The sequence below is a fragment of the Pseudonocardia sp. EC080619-01 genome (genome assembly GCF_001420995.1).
In the GTDB taxonomy this organism is placed as follows: domain Bacteria; phylum Actinomycetota; class Actinomycetes; order Mycobacteriales; family Pseudonocardiaceae; genus Pseudonocardia.
The window spans coordinates 2476580-2496614 of the sequence record NZ_CP012184.1; the positions used below are offsets into that span (position 1 = coordinate 2476580).

23 protein-coding genes are annotated in these 20035 nt (G+C 73.7%); 11 read left to right on the forward strand and 12 right to left on the reverse strand.

Annotation, left to right across the window (positions count from 1 at the left end):
• Positions 1-4: 4 nt before the first annotated feature.
• The 3 genes from AD017_RS35295 to AD017_RS11585 form a co-directional block, all read right to left on the reverse strand.
• Positions 5-208, reverse strand: a complete 204-nt coding sequence (locus AD017_RS35295; RefSeq protein WP_010225175.1) for a hypothetical protein — start codon at positions 206-208, stop codon at positions 5-7.
• Positions 209-337: 129 nt separating this feature from the next.
• Positions 338-1045, reverse strand: coding sequence for a TetR/AcrR family transcriptional regulator (locus AD017_RS11580; RefSeq protein WP_060574231.1), 708 nt, complete (start codon positions 1043-1045; stop codon positions 338-340).
• Between the two features lie 124 nt (positions 1046-1169).
• Positions 1170-1775: a TetR/AcrR family transcriptional regulator gene (locus tag AD017_RS11585; RefSeq protein WP_060576346.1), complete on the reverse strand. Its 606-nt coding sequence runs from the start codon at positions 1773-1775 to the stop codon at positions 1170-1172.
• Between the two features lie 87 nt (positions 1776-1862).
• On the opposite strand from AD017_RS11585, the gene AD017_RS11590 reads away from it, so the two are divergent.
• The 4 genes from AD017_RS11590 (at position 1863) to AD017_RS36220 (ending at position 5054) form a co-directional block, all read left to right on the forward strand.
• Positions 1863-2303 carry a nuclear transport factor 2 family protein gene (locus AD017_RS11590; RefSeq protein WP_060574232.1) on the forward strand — a complete coding sequence of 147 codons (441 nt, stop codon included), beginning with the start codon at positions 1863-1865 and terminating at the stop codon, positions 2301-2303.
• Positions 2300-3115, forward strand: a complete 816-nt coding sequence (locus AD017_RS11595) for an NAD(P)-dependent oxidoreductase (RefSeq protein WP_060574233.1) — start codon at positions 2300-2302, stop codon at positions 3113-3115. The genes AD017_RS11590 and AD017_RS11595 overlap by 4 nt, the downstream gene beginning before the upstream one ends.
• A gap of 21 nt (positions 3116-3136) precedes the next feature.
• The gene (locus AD017_RS11600; protein ID WP_060574234.1) at positions 3137-4099 is read left to right on the forward strand and encodes an NADPH:quinone oxidoreductase family protein; all 963 of its coding nucleotides are present in this window, start codon (positions 3137-3139) and stop codon (positions 4097-4099) included.
• 106 nt (positions 4100-4205) lie between these two features.
• A complete protein-coding gene (locus AD017_RS36220) occupies positions 4206-5054 on the forward strand; it encodes an excalibur calcium-binding domain-containing protein (protein ID WP_060574235.1) in 849 nt (282 codons plus the stop codon).
• Between the two features lie 13 nt (positions 5055-5067).
• Here AD017_RS36220 and AD017_RS11610 read toward each other — a convergent pair whose 3' ends face one another.
• Positions 5068-5547 carry a trans-aconitate 2-methyltransferase gene (locus tag AD017_RS11610; RefSeq protein WP_082399184.1) on the reverse strand — a complete coding sequence of 160 codons (480 nt, stop codon included), beginning with the start codon at positions 5545-5547 and terminating at the stop codon, positions 5068-5070.
• A gap of 56 nt (positions 5548-5603) precedes the next feature.
• Here AD017_RS11610 and AD017_RS11615 point away from each other — a divergent pair, with 56 nt between their 5' ends.
• Positions 5604-6035: a DUF1707 domain-containing protein gene (locus AD017_RS11615; protein WP_168170522.1), complete on the forward strand. Its 432-nt coding sequence runs from the start codon at positions 5604-5606 to the stop codon at positions 6033-6035.
• Positions 6036-6059: 24 nt separating this feature from the next.
• Here the strand turns inward: AD017_RS11615 and AD017_RS11620 are convergent, their stop codons facing one another.
• A complete protein-coding gene (locus AD017_RS11620) occupies positions 6060-7226 on the reverse strand; it encodes an LLM class flavin-dependent oxidoreductase (protein WP_010225697.1) in 1167 nt (388 codons plus the stop codon).
• Positions 7227-7390: 164 nt separating this feature from the next.
• Between AD017_RS11620 and AD017_RS11625 the strand changes: the two genes are divergently transcribed.
• Positions 7391-7987 carry a TetR/AcrR family transcriptional regulator gene (locus tag AD017_RS11625; protein WP_010225699.1) on the forward strand — a complete coding sequence of 199 codons (597 nt, stop codon included), beginning with the start codon at positions 7391-7393 and terminating at the stop codon, positions 7985-7987.
• A gap of 8 nt (positions 7988-7995) precedes the next feature.
• Here AD017_RS11625 and AD017_RS11630 read toward each other — a convergent pair whose 3' ends face one another.
• Entirely contained in the window at positions 7996-8397 is a 402-nt protein-coding gene (locus tag AD017_RS11630; RefSeq protein WP_139316960.1) for a hypothetical protein, read from the reverse strand.
• A gap of 77 nt (positions 8398-8474) precedes the next feature.
• Between AD017_RS11630 and AD017_RS11635 the strand changes: the two genes are divergently transcribed.
• Together AD017_RS11635 and AD017_RS11640 are read left to right on the forward strand one after the other, a co-directional pair.
• Positions 8475-10316 carry a prolyl oligopeptidase family serine peptidase gene (locus AD017_RS11635; protein WP_010225703.1) on the forward strand — a complete coding sequence of 614 codons (1842 nt, stop codon included), beginning with the start codon at positions 8475-8477 and terminating at the stop codon, positions 10314-10316.
• A gap of 106 nt (positions 10317-10422) precedes the next feature.
• A complete protein-coding gene (locus tag AD017_RS11640) occupies positions 10423-11718 on the forward strand; it encodes a Fic family protein (protein ID WP_060574238.1) in 1296 nt (431 codons plus the stop codon).
• 24 nt (positions 11719-11742) lie between these two features.
• On the opposite strand, the gene arsC is transcribed toward AD017_RS11640, so the two are convergent.
• Together arsC and AD017_RS11650 are read right to left on the reverse strand one after the other, a co-directional pair.
• A complete protein-coding gene (gene arsC, locus AD017_RS11645) occupies positions 11743-12087 on the reverse strand; it encodes an arsenate reductase (glutaredoxin) (protein ID WP_060574239.1) in 345 nt (114 codons plus the stop codon).
• Positions 12088-12151: 64 nt separating this feature from the next.
• A complete protein-coding gene (locus AD017_RS11650) occupies positions 12152-13603 on the reverse strand; it encodes a catalase (RefSeq protein ID WP_060574240.1) in 1452 nt (483 codons plus the stop codon).
• A gap of 133 nt (positions 13604-13736) precedes the next feature.
• Here AD017_RS11650 and AD017_RS11655 point away from each other — a divergent pair, with 133 nt between their 5' ends.
• Both AD017_RS11655 and AD017_RS11660 read left to right on the forward strand, forming a co-directional pair.
• Positions 13737-14930, forward strand: coding sequence for an MFS transporter (locus AD017_RS11655; protein WP_060574241.1), 1194 nt, complete (start codon positions 13737-13739; stop codon positions 14928-14930).
• Positions 14931-15114: 184 nt separating this feature from the next.
• Positions 15115-16137 carry an endonuclease/exonuclease/phosphatase family protein gene (locus AD017_RS11660; protein WP_060574242.1) on the forward strand — a complete coding sequence of 341 codons (1023 nt, stop codon included), beginning with the start codon at positions 15115-15117 and terminating at the stop codon, positions 16135-16137.
• Positions 16138-16212: 75 nt separating this feature from the next.
• Here AD017_RS11660 and AD017_RS11665 read toward each other — a convergent pair whose 3' ends face one another.
• The 3 genes from AD017_RS11665 to AD017_RS11675 form a co-directional block, all read right to left on the reverse strand.
• Complete coding sequence (locus AD017_RS11665) at positions 16213-17292, reverse strand: aspartate-semialdehyde dehydrogenase (protein ID WP_010243957.1); 1080 nt, start codon at positions 17290-17292, stop codon at positions 16213-16215.
• A 6-nt stretch (positions 17293-17298) separates the two neighbouring features.
• Positions 17299-18564 carry an aspartate kinase gene (locus tag AD017_RS11670; protein WP_010243960.1) on the reverse strand — a complete coding sequence of 422 codons (1266 nt, stop codon included), beginning with the start codon at positions 18562-18564 and terminating at the stop codon, positions 17299-17301.
• Between the two features lie 227 nt (positions 18565-18791).
• Positions 18792-19280 carry a CGNR zinc finger domain-containing protein gene (locus AD017_RS11675; protein WP_010243961.1) on the reverse strand — a complete coding sequence of 163 codons (489 nt, stop codon included), beginning with the start codon at positions 19278-19280 and terminating at the stop codon, positions 18792-18794.
• Between the two features lie 56 nt (positions 19281-19336).
• Here AD017_RS11675 and AD017_RS34495 point away from each other — a divergent pair, with 56 nt between their 5' ends.
• Complete coding sequence (locus AD017_RS34495) at positions 19337-19519, forward strand: hypothetical protein (RefSeq protein ID WP_139316958.1); 183 nt, start codon at positions 19337-19339, stop codon at positions 19517-19519.
• 15 nt (positions 19520-19534) lie between these two features.
• On the opposite strand, the gene AD017_RS11680 is transcribed toward AD017_RS34495, so the two are convergent.
• Entirely contained in the window at positions 19535-19840 is a 306-nt protein-coding gene (locus AD017_RS11680; RefSeq protein WP_227012724.1) for a hypothetical protein, read from the reverse strand.
• Positions 19841-20035 lie beyond the last annotated feature (195 nt).

Below are 20035 nucleotides of genomic sequence, written 5' to 3' on the forward strand. Positions count from 1 at the left end.
TGGGTCAGGCCGGCCCGTCCGGCCCGGCGTGCATCGGGCACCGCGGATCGACACACGGCTCGTCGACGGCACCCGACCGGAACGCGGCGTTGGCCAGCACCGAACAGAGGCAGCCCCGGGCCTTCGCCCGCGGTCCACCCGGCGCCAGGTCGTCGCGCGATCCGGACGCCGAGGGCTCCGCCCCCTGCCCGCTCGTCGCCTCCGTCATCGGTCCCCCTCCGCACACGATGCGCGCCCGGCGTTCCCCGAGAGGCCCGTGCGCATGTACACGCAGCGACCGGGCACGAACCCGTCGTGCCGGTCGGACACGGAGAGTACTCTATACGCGGAGTAACGCCTATTTCGGCTCGGTACTCACCGGAAGGGGGGCATCGGGGTCGAGATCGATCCCGTTCTCGCGGGCGAGGCCGTCGATCTGGGCCCAGATCAGGGCCGTGAGGTGTTCGGTGACGGCGTCCCGGGACACCGCCCGGCGCACCAGCCACCACTCGGCCGTCGCCTGCACCGACCCGACCAGTGCCTGCGCCCAGATCTGGACCAGCTCCGGCTCGTCGAACCCGAGCGACTCCACGTAGCTCCCGAGCAGACCGGCCAGCGCGCCGGAGATGAACTCCCGGCCGGCGTCGGCGACCTCGTCGCCCTGCCCGGGCAGCCGGCGCCGGAACAGCAGGTGGATGTTCGGCGAGTCGTCGAGGAAGCGCATGAAGGCGTCCAGCGAGGCGCGGATGCGCGGGCGGATCGCGCCCTCGTCGTAGATCGCCGGCATGAGGCGTTCCATCAACCGGTTCGTCGCGCGCTCGGCCATCGCGTCGAGCAGCGCCGCCCGGTCGCCGAAGTGCCGGTAGATCACCGGCTTGGTCACCCCGGCCTCGTGGGCCACCTGGTCCAGACCGAGGTCCGGACCGTCCCGCCCGAGGACGGCCAGTGCGGCGTCCACGAGCTCCTCCCGCCGCCGGGCGCGGTGGGCGGCCCAGCGCGTGCTCCGGCCGTCGACCGGACGTCCCGCGGGCGCGGGACGCTTCTCGGGTCGGTCGACGGCGGACACGATCGGGATGATCCTCCTTCGGACGTCTGCCGGGTAGCGCGCGTGCGGCCCCCGGCGAGCACCCGGGCGCCGGATCCAGCCGTACCCGGACGCCAGTGGATCATGCCCTTTCCTGCGCCCCGGTTCACCCTGTGGTGAGCCCCCGGACGACGAACGCGACGAGCCGGTCGGCGAGATCGTCGTCGAGGGGTGCGCCGTGCACGGTGAGCCGCCAGAACGGCACGCTCCCGAGCACGTCCACGACCAGTTCGGCGTCGGCCCCGGCGGTCCGTCCGGCCGGGATCTCGCCGCGCGCGACGGCGCGCTCCAGCACCGCACCGGAGCGGGCGCGGCGCGGCCCGGCGAGCCGCTCGCGGAACGCCGACGCGAACTCCGGTGAGCGACGCGCCTCCGCCAGCAGGTCGGGCAGGACGAGGCCGAGGCGCGGGTGGTCGAGCCAGTCCCGCATCCCCGCGACGAGCTCGCGCAGGTCCCCGGCGAGCGTCCCGGTGTCCGGGGCGGGGTCGTCCGGCACGCCGAACCGCCCGACGACGTCGACCACCATGCTGTCCTTGCCGGGCCAGCGCCGGTAGAGGGCGCTCTTGCCCACCCCCGCGCGGGTCGCGACGCGCTGCATCGAGAGCCGGCCGTAGCCGACCTCCGCGAGCTCGACGAGCACGGCCTCGACGACGGCCTCGGTCAGTTCGGGCCGGAGCACGGCGGCCCCGGTCGCGGGTCGGCGAGCGGTCATGGTCACAGCATACGACTGGACGAGACGGCCCCGTCCCGTCCATAGTTGGTCGGGACGGGACCGTATCGACCAGACCGGAGTCACCCGATGGACGAGCAGGACCGCCGCGAGCGCGCACACCGCGCGATGGACGCGGCACTCGACCGGATCCTCGACCACGACATGGCCGGTTTCGCCGCGCTGTGGGCCCCCGGCGGCACGATGGACTTCCCGTTCGCGGCCGCGGGGTCGCCGTCGCACCTGGACGGGCGGGACGCCGTGGCGCGCTACGTCGACGGCTACAACGACCTGCTGCTGCCCGGCTCCGTCGTGACTCAGACCCGGCACGAGACCGCCGACCCGGACACCCTGGTCGTCGAGTTCACGGTCGAGGGCCGGATCGTCGCGAGCGGCGAGCCCTACACGATCGGCTACGTCGCCGTCGTGACCGTCGGACCGGACGGGATCGCCGGGTACCGCGACTACTGGAGCCCGCTCGCGGTGCAGGACACGCTGGGGCGCACCGGGCTCGCGGAGCCGACGCGATGACCGTCCTCGTCACCGGCGCGACCGGCACCACCGGCTCCCGGGTCGCCGCACTGCTCGACGACGCCGGCGCCGACGTCCGCCGCGCCGCCCGGTCCACCCCGGTCCGGTTCGACTGGGCCGACCCCGCGACGCACGACGCCGCGTTCGACGGCGTCGACCGCCTCTACCTGCTCCCTCCGCTCGCCACCCCCGACCCGGCGCCGGTGGTCGCCCCGGTCCTGGAGCGGGCCGTCGGACGCGGTCTGCGCCGCGTGGTGCTGCTGAGCGCGGCCGCCGTCGAGCGGGGCACCCCCGGACTCGGCGCCGTGCAGGACCTCGTGGCGGAGACCGTCCCGGAGCCCGTGCTGCTGCGCCCGTCCTGGTTCACCCAGAACCTGCTCGGCGACCACCTCGCGGCCCGCGGCCTGCGCTCCGGCGAGCTGGTGACCGCCACCGGCGACGGCCGGCTCCCGTTCGTCGACGCCGGGGACATCGCCGCCGTCGCCGCCGCGCTGCTGCTCGCCGACGGCCCGCCCGAGCCCGACGTCGTCGTCACCGGCCCGGAGCCGCTGTCCTACGACGACGTCTGCGCGGTCTGGACGGACGTGACCGGCACCCCGGCACGGCACGTGGCGGTGAGCGTGGCCGCGATGACCGACCGGCTCGTCGCCGACGGGATGCCCGCCGACTACGCCGCCGTCCTGGCCGGGCTCGACGGGTTGATCGCCACCGGCGCGCAGTCCGGGACGAGCGACGCGGTGCGGCGGTGGACCGGGCGGGAACCACGGAGCGTGCGGGAGGTGCTCGCGGCCGCCGTGGCAGGCTCACACTGATCCACGACACGAGGAGGCGCGGTGCGACGGGTGCTCTGCCGGGAGTTCACCGATCCCGAGCGGCTGGAGGTCGTCGAGGAACCGGCGCCGCGGCCGGGTCCGGGCGAGGTGCTGCTGGAGGTCGAGGCGGCGGCGGTCAGCTTCGTCGACGGGCTGATCGCCCGCGGCGGCTACCAGCTGCGGCCGGAGCTGCCCTTCACGCCCGGGTCCGCGGTGGCGGGGACGGTCGCGTCCGGGCCCCGCGCGGGCGAGCGGGTCGCCGCGCTCCTGGGCCTGTTCGGCGGGTTCGCCTCGCACGCCGTCGTCGCCGATGACGAGCTCGTCCCTGTTCCCGACGGCGTGGACGCCGGCGTCGCGGCCTCCTCGATGGAGGGCTACGGGACGGTCGCGTTCGCCCTGGGGCACCGGGTCACGGTCCGCGAGGGAGACCGGGTCGTCGTGCTCGGCGCGGGCGGCGGGATCGGGCTGGCCGCCGTCGACCAGGCCCGTGCCGCGGGCGGCCGGGTGCTCGCCGTGGCGTCCACGGAGGACAAGCGGGAGGCCGCGCTGGCGGCCGGCGCCGAGGACGCGATCGGCTACGGCGACTCCCCCGCGGCACTCAAGGACGCGCTGCGGGACCGGACCGGCGGCGGCGTCGACGTCGTGATCGACCCGGTCGGCGGCCCGAACGCGGAGGCCGCGCTGCGGGCGCTCGGCACCGGGGGCCGGTTCTGCGTCATCGGCTTCACCTCGGGCGAGATCCCGCGGCTGCCGGCGAACGTGGTGCTGCTCCGCAACCGGACCGTCGTCGGCGTCGACTGGGGTGACTGGTCGCGGAACGACCCGGGTGCGGCACGGGACCTGGCCGCGGAGGTGCTGCGCCGGATCGCCGCCGGGGAGCTGCACCCGCCCGCTCCCGCCACGCTCCCGCTGGAGCGGGCGCAGGAGGCGACCCGGCGCTACGCCGAGCGCACCGCCGTGGGGAAGCTGGTGCTGGTCCCCTAGCCGTCATCACCCTTGATGACGCCCGGTAATGGCCCGGTGACACCTCCCGATAGGCCGTTCGCAGGCGCGGCAGCAGCGCCGCACGGACCACTCGGGAGGACAGCCGATGACCGCCACCCAGCCCTGGGCCACCACCGTCGAGCAGGCGCCGGTGGCGCGCGGGAACGCACCGGCGACCGCCGGGTTCTGGCTCGGCCTGGTCGGTCTGGTGGCCGGGTTCGTGCCGATCCTGGGGCTCCTGGTCACCGTGCCCGCGGCGGTCCTCTCGCACGCCGGGCGGGCGCGCTTCCGCAGCGGCCGCGCGGCGGGTCCCGGACGGTCGACCGCGGGGACGGTGCTGGGCTGGACCGGTAGCGCGATCTGCGTGCTGATGTCGGTCTTCATGATCGTCGCCGCCGCGAACGCCCCGGTCCAGGCCGTCCAGCCGGTGGCGGCCGCGCCGGTCGCTCCGGCCCTGCTGACCGTGCCGAACGTCGTCGGGATGGACGACCGACAGGCCCGCGAGGTGCTGGCGGCCGCAGGCTTCAGCAACGTCGTCCTCGGCCCGTCGACCGGGTCGATCGCGGGGGTCGCCGCCGGCACCGTGACCACCCAGCTCCCCGGCGTCGCCGCCCTGGCCGCCCCCGGCGACCCGATCGTGCTCGGGGAGGCCGCCGCCCCGCCCGCCCCGCCGGCGCCGGTCGTCGCCCCGCAGAGTGCGCCGACCACCGCCGCCGCACCCGCGGCGCAGGCGCCGGCCCTCGTCGCGGAGCCGGACACCGACGTCGACCGGCCCTACGTCCCGGCCGCGCCGCAGCCGCTCGTCTCGTCCGGCTCGGGCAGCTCGTCGGGCTCGTCGGCCTACTACGCCAACTGCTCGGCGGCCCGCAGCGCCGGCGCCGCGCCGCTGTACCGCGGGGACGCCGGCTACAGCTCCAAGCTCGACCGCGACGGCGACGGTGTCGCCTGCGAGTGACGGCGACGGTGTCTCAGGCGGGGCGGGCGGAGACGCCCGCCCCGCCGTCGCCGGTCACCGGCGTGACCACCCACCCGTGCCGGGCCAGCCCCGCCGGTACGGCGTCGGGCGGCGGGCCCTCGTAGAGCACGTGCAGGACACCGCCCGGCGCGAGCGCGGCCCGCAGCACGGCCAGCTCGGGGGCGGGGTCACGGGTCCAGAACAGGTTGACGTTCACGGTGAACGCGACGTCCACCGCCCCGTCGGGCACGACGAGGTCGTGCAGCGCGGACTCTCGGACCTCGAGCACCCCGGACGCGACGTGCGCGGCGTTGCGCTCCGTGGTCCGCCGCACCGCGACGGCCGACCGGTCCACCGCGAGCATCCGGCCCCCGGACAGCCGCGGGCAGAGCAGTTCGGCGGCCGCGCCCGGGCCGCACCCGATCTCGAGCACCCGCGTCGACGGCGACGGGTCCACCACGCCCGCTGCGAACCGGATTCGCTCCGGAACCATCCTCGTCACTCCCGCAGCGTGGCACGACCGGGCCGGACACGGGCATAGTCGATGTGGTGAACGAGCCGGTGCACCACGACGACGTCAGGATCTCCGACGCCGACCGCGAGGTGGTCGCCGCTCGGCTGCGTGCCGCCCACTCCGACGGCTACATCGACCTGTCCGAGTTCGACGAGCGCGTCGCCGAGGTGTGGCGGATGCGCACCCGCGGCGACCTGTCCCGGGTGACCCGCGACCTGCCGGTCGCGCGGCCGCAGCCGCGCCGGGACGGGCTGGTGTTCTCGTCGTCGCCGGGTGGCGTCGCGATGCGGGTGCTGTCGATCATCTGGCTGTGCGTGACGGCTGCGGCCGCCGCCGGGACCGGGGTCGTCGCGCTGCTCTCCGACCTGTCCCCGTGGTGGTTCCTGCTGGTCGCCGCCCCGCCCGGCGCGGTGCTGGCGTCGCTGTGGCTGGCCGGGATCGGCCGTCCCCGGCGCAGCGGCCGCTAGCCGGCCGCCGCGCCGGGGCGGTGCTCAGCCGGCGCTCCGCTCCTCCTCGTACCGCTTCGTCATCGTGTCGACCGCGTCGAGCTGGGTCTGCGCGTGCCGCTCCCGGGTCGACGACGCCCGGTCCTTCGCCGCGAGCGTCCCGGCGGCCTGGCCCTGGAACTCGGGCATCACGTACTGGGCGATGAGCTCCCAGGACCGGCGGGTCGCCTCCGGGTTGGCCCACTCGTGGCCGAGCAGCAGCATGCACCCGAAGCCGCCGGACTGGTCGGCGAGCTTCTGCACCTGGGCCTTCGCGTCGTCGACGGTCCCGATCGCGCCGATACCGGCGTCGTTGATGAAGTCGATCATCTCTCGGACGTTCGAGCCGTCGACGGCCATCTGCGGGAACGCGGCGACCTTCTGGAAGTAGTTGAACCAGTGCTCGATGCCGTACTCGACGTCGCGGTAGGCCTGCTCCCGCGTCTCCGCGACATGCATGAGCCCGACCAGCCGCCACTTGTCCCGGTCCGGGGCGGGCTGCCCGTGGTGGGCGGCGCGCTCCTCGACGACGTCCCAGTGGTGGGCGAGCGCGTCGAAGCCGTCCTGGGTGAGCGTCGCGCCGATCGACATCAGCCCGACGCCGTGCTGCCCCGCCATCCGCGGGCCGGTCGGTGAGGCGACCGCGGCGACGGCCACGTCGAAGCAGGGATCGGTGTAGGGCGCGAGCTGCAGCTGGGCGTCGATCAGCTTGTGGGTCGGCGTCTCCGCGTTGACGACCTCGCCGCGCAGCAGCCGCATGATGATGTCGAGGTTCACCGCGAGCAGCTCGCGGGTGGCGGTGGGATCGAGACCGATCATCGCCGAGTCGGTCGGCAGCGAGCCGGGTCCGCAGCCGAGCATCGTCCGGCCGCGGGTGAGGTGGTCCAGCATCACCATGCGGTCCGCCACCCACAGCGGGTTGTGGTACGAGATCGACGTGACGCCGGTGCCGAGCCGGATGTTGCGCGTGCGCTCGGCCGCGGCGGCGATGAAGATCTCGGGCGACGCGATGATCTCCGACCCGGCCGAGTGGTGCTCACCGATCCACGCCTCGTCGAAGCCGAGGCGGTCGAGGTGCTCGACCAGTTCGAGATCGCGTTGCAGGGCCAGGGTCGGGTTCTGGCCGGGCTTGTGGAAGGGGGCCAGGAAGGTTCCGAATCGCAGTCTGCTCACGGGGACTCCTCGTCGGGCGCGGGCACCCGCTCCGGTGGGGGCACCCTCCCCGAAGTCCTTACCCGTCGTGACCGGCGTCACGCAACTGTCGAATATTCGGGAACCGGTGATCGGTGAACGGCCGGTGTACGGCCGTCCGTCCCGCTCGGATAGGTTTCCCGATCATGGGACACCGCGAGGAGCTGCTGGACGGGGCGGCGCAGTGCCTCTACGAGAAGGGCTTCGGCCGCACCACCGCCCGTGACGTCGTCGCCGCCTCCGGCACGAACCTCGCGTCGATCGGCTACCACTTCGGGTCGAAGGACGCACTGCTCACCGAGGCCCTCCTGCGCGCCACGACCGCGTGGGGCGAGGAGCTCGACCGCGCACTCGCCGAGCCCGACGGTGCCGCGACCTCCGACCCGGACCGCCGGGTGGAGGACACGTGGGGCCGGGTGATCAGCCTGTTCTCCACACAGCGACGGCTGTGGGCCACCCACGTCGAGGCACTCGCCCAGGCGGAGCGCCTGCCCGAGCTGCGGGCCAAGCTCGCCGAGGCCCAGCACGAGGTCCGCGAGGGCCTCGCCCTGACCTTCCACACCCTGCCCGACGACGACCCGGCCGCCGCCGACCGGCGGGTGCACGTGCTCGGCGCCGTCTACCAGGCACTGCTCACCGGCGTCATGGTGCAGTGGATGCTCGACCCCGAGTCCGCGCCGAGCGGCGTGGACCTCGCGGAGGGCCTGCGCGCGATCGTCGAGCGCGCCGACGCGCTGGCCTGACCCGGGCCTCAGTGCCGGGGCACGACGCGGCCGATCACCGTGCCGCCCCGGTCCGCGCCCGGCTCGGCCACCCGCACCGACAGCGTGCCGAGGGCGAGGAACCGGATCGTGACGGTCCCGCCCGCGGTGACGTCCACGGCGCGTCCCTGCTCGGGGACCAGCACCCGTCGTGCGACGTCGCTGCCGACCGTCAGCACCACCGTCGTCCCACGGGGTACGACGACCGTTCCCACCGCCTCGACCCCGGCGGCCGAGGAGAAGTCGAACCGCACCGGGGTGAGACCGCTCGCATCGGCCGTCGCGACCCGGGTCGGACCGGCCTGCGCCGCGCCGCCCGCCGTGCCGCACGCCGCCAGCGGCGGCGTCACGACCAGCAGACCGGCGAACAGCAGGCCGGCCGATCTCCGCATGCCCTCCATGCTGCCCGATCCGGTGGTGTGACCCCCGCCCGGTACACCCGGTCGTGGCATTGGGCACGATCGGGAGCGTGACGTCCCACCCCGCCGCCCCGGTTCCCGAGAAGCTCTTCGACGACGAGCGCGAGCAGCGCTGGCGCTCGCGGTTCACGGCGGTCCGGATGTCCCGCCCGGACTGGGCGCTCGACGCGCCGCACCGCACCGCCTACGTCTCCAACGCGACCGGCACGTTCGAGATCCACGTGTGGGACCGGGACTCCGGCGAGCACCGGCAGGTGACCGACCGGCGCAACGGCACGACCTCGGCCGTCCTGCCGCCGGACGGGGAGCACCTGTGGTGGTTCGCCGACACCGACGGCGACGAGTTCGGGCACTGGGTCGCCCAGCCGTGGTCCGCGGCCGCCGGCGCGCCGACCGAGCCCGCCGTCCCCGGCGCCGGTGACGGCTACCCGGCCGGTCTGGAGATCGGCAGGCGGCGGACCGCGGTCGGCGTCTCCACCGACGACGGCACCACCCTGCTGGTCCACGAGCGCGGCTCGGCCGGACCCGCCAGGGTCGTCTACCGGCACACCGAGGACGCCGGGGTCGGCGCGCTGTCCGAGGACGAGACGCTGCTCGCGATCTCGCACTCCGAGCACGGCGACTCCCGCCACCCGTCGCTGCGGGTGCTGGACCTCGACGGCGGCGGGGTCGTCGGCGAGCTGCACGACGGTCCGGGCAAGGGGCTCGCTCCGCTGGAGTTCGCGCCGGTCGCCGGGGACCAGCGGCTGCTGGTCTCGCACGAGCGCCGTGGCCGCGAGGAGCTGCTGATCTGGGACCCGACCACGGGGGCGGTCACCGAGCTGGAGATCGACCTGCCCGGGGAGCTCGTCGGCGGCTTCTACCCGGACGCGTCCGCGCTGCTGATCGCGCACACGCACGCGGCGCGGACCCGGCTGTTCCGCTACGACCTGGCCACCGGCACTCCGGTCGAACTGGCGACGGCACCGGGCTGCGTCGGCTCCGCCGAGGTCCGCGCCGACGGGACCGTCGAGTACTCGTCGTCGTCGGCGGCGACCCCGTCGCAGATCCGGGCGCTGCGCCCGGACGGCACCGACGACGTCCTGGTCGCGCCGCCCGGGGAGCGCCCGCCCGGCTCGCTGCCGGTACGCGACGTCTGGACCACCGGCCCCGGTGGCGACGTGCACACCCTGGTCACCGAGGCACCCCGGACCGGCGACCGCCCCGCACCGGCGGTGTTCGTGCTGCACGGCGGCCCGCACGCCGCCGACGAGGACCGGTTCGACGCCGGCCGCGCCACCTGGGTCGACGCCGGGTTCACCGTCGTCGAGATCAACTACCGCGGTTCCACCGGGTACGGCTCGGCGTGGCGGGACGCGATCGAGGGCCGGCCGGGCCTGACCGAGCTGGACGACGTCGCCGCGGTGCAGGACGCCCTGGTCGCGGACGGCACCGTCGACCCGGCCCGCTGCGCCGTCGACGGCTGGTCCTGGGGCGGCTACCTGGCGCTGCTCGCGGCGGGATCGCAGCCGGAGCGGTGGGCGGCCGCCGTCGCCGGGGTGCCGGTGGCCGACTACGTGGCCGCCTACGACGACGAGATGGAGCAGCTGCGGGCGTTCGACCGGGCGCTGTTCGGCGGCTCCCCCGCCGACCTGCCGGACCTCTACCGGGAGGCGTCGCCGCTGACCTACGTCGACGCGGTGCGGGTGCCGGTGCTGGTCCTGGCGGGGGAGAACGACCCGCGCTGCCCGATCCGGCAGATCGACAACTACCTGGACGCCCTCGCGGGCCGCGACGACGTCGCCTACGAGGTCAGCCGGTTCGACGCCGGCCACGGGTCGCTCGTCGTGTCCGACCAGCTGGACCTGATCGCGACCGAGGTCGACTTCGTCCGCCGGGCATTGGCCGGCTGACCCGGCGTGCGCCGTTTCCTTGACCGGAACCCCACTGTGGTTAACTTTGATCCTCGAAAGTTAACCACAGTGGGGTTCTGAGCAACTTACGGCAGGAGCGTCGAGCATGGCCGAGCTGACGGTCCGGACCTGGGAACCGTCCTGGGACGCGCCGACCCGCGAAGCCCGGCGCGGTGGCCGCTACGAGGCCTACGTCCCCGATCCGCTCGACGGGCGCCCGCTCGCGCTCGGCGGCGAGCTCGCGACCCGGGCGGCCGGCGTCGAGGCCTCCGTCCGCGCGCTGTCCTCGGGAACCGCGGCGCGTGGTCTCGAGGGGCTGGCCCGGTTCCTGCTGCGCTCCGAGGCGATCGCGTCGTCGCGCATAGAGGGGATGCACGTGTCCGCGCAGCGCGTGGCGCTCGCGGAGCTCGCCGAGTCCGAACCGGTCGGACGCGGGAGGATCAGCGCGAGCGCCCGCTTCGTCGCGAACAACATCGCGGTCCTCCGCTCCGCCGCGACCGATCTCGCCGAGGGCCTCGACGTGACGGTGGGCGCCGTGGACGGGCTGCACCGCGCGCTGCTCCCGGAGGAACGGCACCACGGCCTCCGCACTGTCCAGAACTGGATCGGGGGAAGCGGTTGGAACCCGCTCGGGGCCCAGTTCGTCCCGCCGCCGGAGACGCACGTCCGGCCGTTGATGGAGGATCTCGTCGCCTATGCGGCCGGCGGCGTCCACGCGCCTCTGGTCCAGGCGGCCCTCGTCCATGCCCAGTTCGAGACCATCCACCCCTACACCGACGGCAACGGCCGGGTGGGGCGGGCTCTGATCCACACGGTCCTCACCAGGCGCGGTCTGACCCCGGCGGCCATCCTCCCCATCAGTCTCGTGCTCCTCACCCACTCCGACGCCTATGTCGACGGGCTCACCGCCTACCGCTATCTCGGTCCCCCCGACGCGGATGCCGCCCGCGCCGGTACCGAGACCTGGCTGAGCACGTTCGTCGACGCCGCCGGGACCGCGGTCGACCAGGTCACCCGGTTCGCGTCCGATCTCACGGAGCTGCGCGCGGACTGGGCGGCCCGGCTGTCGCGGCTACGGGCCGGCCGCGGGGTGCGGGACGTGCCGCGATCGGGTTCCGGGGTCGCCCGCCTGCTCGATCTCCTGCCGGAGGCACCGCTCGTCACGGCGGCGACGGTCCGTCGTCTCCTCGACGTGTCGGCCCCCGCAGCGCACAAAGCCCTCGACGAGCTCACCGATGCCGGTGTCCTCACCCGGAGGACTCTGGAGCGGGGGACGCGCGGCTACTTCGCACAGGACGTGTTCGATCTGCTCACGTTCGCGGAACGCCGCCTGGCCAGCACGAGGTGGGACACCCGCGAGTCCACGCCACGTCGCGCCGTCCCGGCTCGACCGCATCCGTGACCCGGCGCCCGCGACCCACCGGCCTCAGCCCTCGATCAGCGGCAGCACGTTCTCCGGCGGCCGGCCCAGCACGGCCCGGTCGCCGGAGCGCACCAGCGGACGCTCGATCAGCTTCGGCTCGGCGGCCAGGGCGTCGAGCAGGGTGTCCCGGTCGGCACCCTTGAGGCCCTGCTCCCGGAACGCGGCCTCGCCGGTGCGGGTGATCACGAGCGGATCGTCGGTGCCGAGCGCGGCGAGCGCGGCCTCGATCTCGGCCCGCGACGGCGGGTCGTCCAGGTAGCGCCGCACCGCCGGCTCGACGCCGTGCTCCTGCAGCAGGGCGAGCGTGGCGCGGCTCTTCGAGCAACGCGGGTTGTGCCAGATCTCCATGGCGCCTCCGGCGCTCGTGAGTGGTTATCGCGGCCAGAGCCACGATAACCACTCACGGGCGGCGTCAGCCGCCTCGCACTGCCTGCTCGATCCGGTCGCCGATGTCCTTGTCGACGTTGCGCCAGTACTCGAAGGCGCGCTGCAGGATGGGCTCGGTGACGCCGTCGGACAGGTGCCCGGCCACGTTGCCCACGAACCGCTCGCGCGCGGCGTCGTCGAAGACCTCGCGGACCATCGTGCCGGCCTGGCCCCAGTCGTCGTCCTGCTCGCGCAGGGCGTACGCGGTCCGGACCATGTCGCCGTCGGCGTGCCACTGCGCCTCCGCGACCCGCTTCGGGTCGGCGGCGGGCCCGCCGTAGGAGTTCGGCGCGTAGATCGGGTCACGGGAGTTCGTGATCCGCATCGAGCCGTCCTTGGCGTAGTTGTTCACCTCGGACCGCGGGGCGTTGACCGGGATCTGCTTGTAGTTGACGCCGAGCCGGGCGCGGTGCGCGTCCGCGTAGGAGAACCCGCGGGCCAGCAGCATCCGGTCCGGCGACAGCCCGGTGCCCGGCACCAGGTTGTTCGGCTCGAACGCGGCCTGCTCCATCTCCGCGTGGTAGTCCTCGACGTTCCGGTCCAGGGTCAGCGTCCCGACCTTGATCAGCGGGTAGTCGGCGTGCGGCCAGACCTTGGTCAGGTCGAACGGGTTGAACCGGTAGGTCGTCGCGTCGGCGAAGGGCATGACCTGCACGTACAGCGTCCAGCTCGGGTGGTTGCCTGCCTCGATCTGGTCGTAGAGGTCGCGCTGGTGGTAGTCGGCGTCCGCCCCGGCGAGGTGGTCGGCCTCGTCCTGGGTCAGGCACTCGACGCCCTGGTCGGTCTTGAAGTGGTACTTCACCCAGAACATCTCGCCGTCGGCGTTGATCCAGCTGTAGGTGTGGCTGGAGTAGCCGTTCATGTGCCGCCAGGTCTTCGGGACGCCGCGGTCGCCCATCAGCCAGGTCACCTGGTGCGCGGACTCGGGGGAGAGCGTCCAGAAGTCCCACTGCATGTCGTGGTCGCGCAGGTTGTTGGAGACGCGGCGCTTCTGCGAGCGGATGAAGTGCTGGAACTTCATCGGGTCGCGGACGAAGAACACCGGCGTGTTGTTGCCGACCATGTCCCAGTTGCCCTCGTCGGTCCACAGCTTCAGCGAGAACCCGCGCGGGTCGCGCCAGGTGTCGGGGCTGCCCCGCTCCCCGGCGACGGTGGAGAACCGGATCACGCCACGCGTCTCCGCGCCGGGCTGGAGGAACGAGGCCTTCGTGTACCGCGAGACGTCCTCGGTGGTCTCGAACCTCAGGAACGCGCCACCACCCTTGGCGTGCGGCTGGCGCTCCGGGATGCGCTCCCGGTTGAAGTTCGCCATCTGCTCGATCAGGTAGTGGTCGTTGAGCAGGATGGGACCGTCGGGGCCGATGGTCAGCGAGTGTTCGTCGCTGGCGACCGGGCTGCCGGAGTCGGTGGTGGTCGGCTTGGGCTGCGAGCTCGTCACTGCCGCGCCTCCTCGTGGTGGTGGTCGGCGTTCGTTCGGGAGTCCCGTCGGGGATTCCCGCGCCCTCCGGAGCCAAACCGGATCCGGCCGGCCCGGCCGCAATCCGGTGGACACCGCCCCGCACGATGGACACGTGCCCGATGCCACGACCACCGCCCCACCGCGTTCCGGGATCGGCGCCTTCGCCGACGTCCTGCGACGGCCGGGGGTCGGCACGATCACCGGGATCGGCATCGCCGCCCGGATCCCCGCGACGGCCGTCGGCGTCACCCTGACGCTGCACACGGTCCTGACGCTCGGCTACGGCTTCGGCGCCGCCGGGCTGGTCGCGGCGGCCGTCCCCACCGGGATGGCGGTCGGCGCACCCCTGCTGGGCTCGGTGATCGACCGCTTCGGGCTGCGCCCGATGGTGGTGCTGACGACGACGTCCGGCCTGCTGTTCTGGTCGGTCGCCCCGCTGCTGGGCTACGCCGGCCTGCTGACTGCGGCGTTCGTCGCGGGCGTCCTGACGTTGCCGGTGTTCTCTCTGGTCCGGCAGGTGATCGCGGCGATCGTGCCGGCCGGGCACCGGCGTCCGGCGTTCGCACTGGACTCGATGTCGGTCGAGCTGTCCTACATGACCGGCCCGGCGATCGGCTCGCTGCTGACGGTGTGGCTGGGCTCCGCGGTCTCGCTGCGGGTGATCGGGGCCGGGTTCGTGCTGGCCGGGCTGGCGCTGTGGTGGCTCGATCCACCCGTCCGCGCCGACGGCGGCGCCGCCCGCTCCGAGCCCCGGCCACCGGTCCGCAGCTGGCTGTCCCGCCCGCTGGTGGGTGCGCTGCTCACGGTGACCGCCGCGGTCATCGCGATCATGGGGACCGAGTTCGCGTTCGTCGCGGCGCTGACCGCCGCCGACCAGGCGTGGGCGATCGCGCTGGTCAACGCCGGATGGTGCCTGGCGTCGCTGGTCGGCGGGTTCGCCTACGGGGCCGCCCGCCGGGCCGTGCCCCTCCCGCTGCTGCTCGCCGCCCTCGGCCTGCTGACGCTGCCGGCCGCGCTCGCCTCGTCGTGGTGGGGCCTGCTGCTCCTCCTGCTCCCCGCCGGACTTCTCGTCGCACCGACGCTGGCCGCCGGCAGCGACGCCGTCGGCGGGCTCGCCCCAGACCGGGTCCGCGGGCTGGTCACCGGCCTGCAGGGCTCGGCGACGACGCTCGGCATCGCCATCGCGAACCCGCTGTCCGGGTTCCTCGTCGACGCCGTCTCGCCGGGCGCCGCGATCGCCGTGTGCGGCTCGGTCGCCGTCGTGTTCGCCGGGATGTCGGCGTGGCTGATGCGGGTGCGCACCTGACCGTCCGCTGCGGAGACACAGCTCACGGGCCTCCCGTCCAGGAGGCGCCGACCCGCGTACCGGCAGCGTGGAGCGGTCGACGGGCGATCACGCAAGCCGGTGTCTGAGAGGGTCCACAGGCGATCGGCGCACCGTCCCCCGGATCCTCCGCTCCGGGGCGGCCCGCTCGGGCAGACTGGACCGGGTGAGCGCGCCACCCCACCCCGACTCCGAGACCCAGCCGATCCGCCGGGGGCCTCCCCGCCGCCGGTTCGGGCCGGTCCGGTGGGCGTTCGCGCTGTTCCTGGGTGTCGGTGCCGCCGGCGCCACCCTTCCCGACCTGGTCGGGCTCGACGCCTACTCGCCGTTCGCACAGCTCATCGCGTTCCGGCCGCTCGGGATCGCGGCGCTGACGGTCCTGGTGCTGGTCGCGCTCGTCGTCACCGCGTTCGCCCGGCGGTTCTGGCCGGTGCCGGTCGTCCTGGCGCTGATCGCGCTGGTGGGCGCCTCGCTGGTGCTCCCCCGGACGACGGCGTCGGCCACCCCGCCCGCGGGCGGGAGCACCCTCAAGGTCCTCGCCCTCAACGTCTACGAGGGCGAGGCCGACGCCGGATCGCTCGCCGCGCTGATCGACGACGAGGACCCGGACATCGTCTCGATCCCCGAGGCCGGCGGTCGCTACAAGCAGCAGCTCGAGCCGTTGCTCGAGCCGATGGGCTACCGCCTCGAGTCGTCGGTGTCGCCCCGGCGGGCCGACGTCACGGGCAACACGGTCGCGATCGCGGAGCGCCTCGGCGACGTCCGCACCCGCGCCGGCGACGACGTCCGCTTCCCCTACATGGAGGCGACCGGCGGCGGGCTGGGCGAGCTGCGGTTCGTCGCGTTCCACTCGGTCGCGCCGGTGCCGCGCTCGGTCGGCCAGTGGCGCTCGGACCTGGGGACGGTCGGGCAGTGGTGCTCGGGCGACACCCCCGCCGTGATCGCCGGGGACTTCAACGCCACGCTCGACCACTCGGTGTTCCGCGAGGCGACCGCCGGGTGCGGCGACGCGGCGGCACAGACCGGCAACGGGCTGTCCGGCACCTGGCCGACCTGGGCGCCTGCCTGGCTGGGTCCGCAGATCGACCACGTGCTGTCCACCGGCGGCATCACCGCCGAGTCGTTCTCGACGCACGTCGTGCCGGGCACCGACCACCGGGCCGTCGTCACGACGCTGCGGCTCCCCTGAGCCGGCCCCACACACGACGACGGCCGCCGTCCCGGGAGTCCGGGCGGCGGCCGTCGGTGCGTGCGGCGGGTCCGGTCAGCCTGCGGCGGCGACCGTCTCCGCGACCTCGTAGGTGTTCAGCGCGGCACCCTTGCGCAGGTTGTCGCCGCAGACGAACAGCTCGAGGGTGTTCGGGAAGTCCAGCGCCTGCCGGATCCGGCCCACCACGGTCGGGTCCCCGCCGACGGCGTCGGCCGGGGTCGGCCACTCGCCGGCCGCCGGGTCGTCCTTGACGACGATCGTCGGCTGGGCTCCCAGCACCTTGCGGGCGGCGTCGACCGCGACCTCGCGGGAGAAGGTCGCGTGGATCGACAGCGCGTGCGTCGTGACCACCGGGACGCGGACGCAGGTCGCCGAGACCTTGAGCTCCGGGATCCCGAGGATCTTGCGGGACTCGTTGCGGACCTTCAGCTCCTCCGACGACCAGCCGTCGTCCTTGAGGGACCCGGCCCACGGCACGACGTTGAGCGCCAGCGGCGCCGGGAACGGCGAGCCTGCCTCGGACCCGACCGGGACACCGGCGTCGGACAGCGCCTTCGCGACGTCGCCCGAGACGTTGCCGGCCTGCTTGCCCGCCACCGCCTCGATCTCGGCGTAGAGCTGGTCGATGCCGGGCTGCCCGGCACCGGACGCGGCCTGGTACGAGGCCACGACCAGCGACTCCAGTCCGAACTCGCGGTGCAGCGCACCCATCGCCGCCATCATCGACAGCGTCGTGCAGTTCGGGTTGGCGATGATCCCCTTGGGGCGCTCGGTGACCTTCTCCGGGTTCACCTCGGGCACCACCAGCGGCACCTCGGGGTCCATCCGGAACGCACCCGAGTTGTCCACCGCGACGGCACCGCGCGCCGCGGCGATCGGCGCCCACTCGGCGCTGACCTCGTCCGGGACGTCGAACATCGCGATGTCGACGCCGTCGAACACCTCGGGCTTCAGCTCGAGGACGGTGACGTCCTCGCCGCGGACCCGCAGCACCTTGCCCGCCGAGCGGGCGGAGGCGATCAGGCGGATCTCGCCCCACGGCACGGACTCGCGGGAGTCGATGATCTCGATCATGGTGGTGCCGACGGCACCGGTGGCGCCGACCAGCGCCAGTACGGGCTTGTCCATGGCCATCTCAGCTCACCGGCCCGTTCCCGCGGCGACCACCGCGTCGTCCTCGGCGCCGAGCTCGAAGGCCTCGTGCAGCGCCTGCACCGCGTCGTCCAGCTGGTCCGAGCGGCAGATGACCGAGATCCGGATCTCGGAGGTGTTCATGGTCTCGATGTTGATGCCGGCGTCCGAGAGCGCCTCGCAGAACTTCGCGGTGACGCCCGGGTGGTTCCGCATGCCGGCACCGACCAGCGACACCTTGCCGATGTCGTTGTCGTAGATGATCTCGGAGAAGCCGATCTCCGACTTCGCCCGCTCCAGCGCCGCGACGGCGGTGTCGCCGTTCGAGCGGGGCAGCGAGAAGGTGATGTCGGTCTTCTTGTCGGAGACGTTGGAGATGTTCTGCAGGACCATGTCGATGTTGATCTCCGCGTCCGCGACCGTGCGGAAGATCTTCGCCGCCATGCCGGGGGTGTCCGGCACACCGGTGACCGTGATCTTGCCCTCGGACCGGTCGTGCGCGACGCCGGTGATGATCGGGTTCTCCAACGGAATCTCCTCGATCGAGCCGGAGACCAGCGTGCCCGGCTTGTCGTTGTAGGAACTGCGCACCCGCAGCGGGACGCCGTAGCGGCGGGCGTACTCGACCGCCCGCAGGTGCAGGACCTTCGCCCCGGACGCGGCGAGCTCGAGCATCTCCTCGTAGGTCACCGTCTCCAGCAGGCTGGCCTTCGGGACGATCCGCGGGTCGGCGGAGAACACGCCGTCCACGTCCGAGTAGATCTCGCAGACGTCGGCGTTCAGCGCCGCGGCGAGGGCGACGGCGGTCGTGTCCGACCCGCCGCGGCCGAGCGTGGTGATGTCCTTCGAGTCCGCGCTCATCCCCTGGAAGCCGGCGACGAGGACGATGTGCCCCTCGTCCAGCGCCTCGCGCAGCCGGTACGGGTTCACCTCGGTGATCCGCGCGTCGCCGTGCTTCGAGGTGGTGAGCATGCCGGCCTGGGAGCCGGTGAACGAGCGGGCCTCGGCCCCGAGCGAGTGGATCGCCATCGCCACGAGGGCGTTCGAGATCCGCTCACCGGCGGTGAGGAGCATGTCCATCTCGCGGGCCGGGGGCTTGGGTGAGATCTGCTCGGCGAGATCGGTCAGTTCGTCCGTGGTGTCCCCCATGGCGGACACGACGACGACGACGTCATGGCCCTCCTTGCGGGTACGGACGATGCGCTCCGCGACCTTCTTGATGCGTTCCGCGCTCTCGACCGACGAACCGCCGTACTTCTGCACGACGAGGGCCACGCCGACCTCCTGTCCTGGCTCCGGGGTCCGGAGCCGTCGGGTGCTCTCTCTGGGCCGCGGGAACGCGTGGGGACACACCCGCGGCGCTGGTCGGAACGGCACACTACCGGCGGGGGGCACCCGATTTCAGGCTCTGGCCCGACCTCGATGACGCAGCCCACACGGGCGGGCCTTCGCGGCCCCGATCGGGTATCCCGCGCCGCGCGCGGCCCCGCGGGTACATGCGGTCAGGCAGCAGCCCGCCGCCGGTGCCGCCGGACGGCGTCGGTGTTCCCGCAGCGGGCGCTGCAGTACCGCTGCCGGCCGGTCCGGGAGACGTCGGCGTACACCCGTCCGCACTCCGGGGCGGCGCAGCGCCCGAGCCGGTCCATCCCCTTCGTCGCCAGGTGCGTCGCGGTGCCCATCGCGATCAGCGCGTGCAGCACCCCGGCCAGGCCGAGCCCGTCGTCGCGGTGGTGGAGGTGCCAGTGCCCGTCGTGGTCGGTCAGGCGGGGCGGACCGGTCCCCTCCGCGAGCAGCGCGTTCAGGAGCCGGGCGCGCTCGGCGCCCGGACCGGCGTCGACGACGGCGGTCCAGCGTTCCAGCAGGACGCGCACCGCGCCGAGATCGGCCTCGACCGGCTCCCACTCCCGCGCGACGCCCGCGGCCACCGCCCGCTCGGCCAGCTCCCGGAGCGACGACGGCGGGTCGTTCGCGAGGTCGGCGGCGAGCAGCACGGGATCACGACCGTAAGGGTTGATGTGCACTGAGGCATTACAGCACCGTCGTCGTCGTGAGCACACCCCTGGAACACGAGTGGGAACCGGTGTCCCGCCACCGGACGTCCGACGGCGTCGTCAGCTACCTGCGGTGCCGGTGCGGGTCGTGGCGCATCCACATGGCAGCGCAGGAGGCGGCGCCGGCCACGTCCGGGACGGTGGCCGAGCCCTTCCCCGGACGCCGGGTCGCGTCCTGACGGGCCGGATCCGGACTAGACGCGGCGCAGCAGCCGGACGACCACGGCCGTCACGATCATCCAGAGGATCGCCGCGACGCCGTAGTTCAGCGTCACCGCCATCTTCGGCTGCTCGGGGGTGAACAGGTTCGCCAGGCCCAGGTTGAACTGTGCGGCCCAGGTCGAGACGAACTCCGTCAGGAAGTTCTGCGGGTTCGCGTCGAGCAGGGTCAGCACGATGTGTGCGACCAGGATCACGACGATGACCAGCCCGACGATCCGCACGATCGTCGCGATGATCCCGATCCCCTGCCGCATGGTGGTTCCCACGGTTGCCGCCATCGCACACCCTCCACGTCGTGACGGGTGCCATGTTCGCACCCGGAGCGCCTTCGCTGCCGGTCCAACGAGGGGGAAGGCCAACAGTTGTGATCACTTCGTTGCGACCCGGCAACGATCGATCGGGTCTCCGGGTTGCCGTGCAACGGGGGTCCGGGTCTAACGTGGGGTGCATGGCGCGCCTGCTCCTTCGCCGCC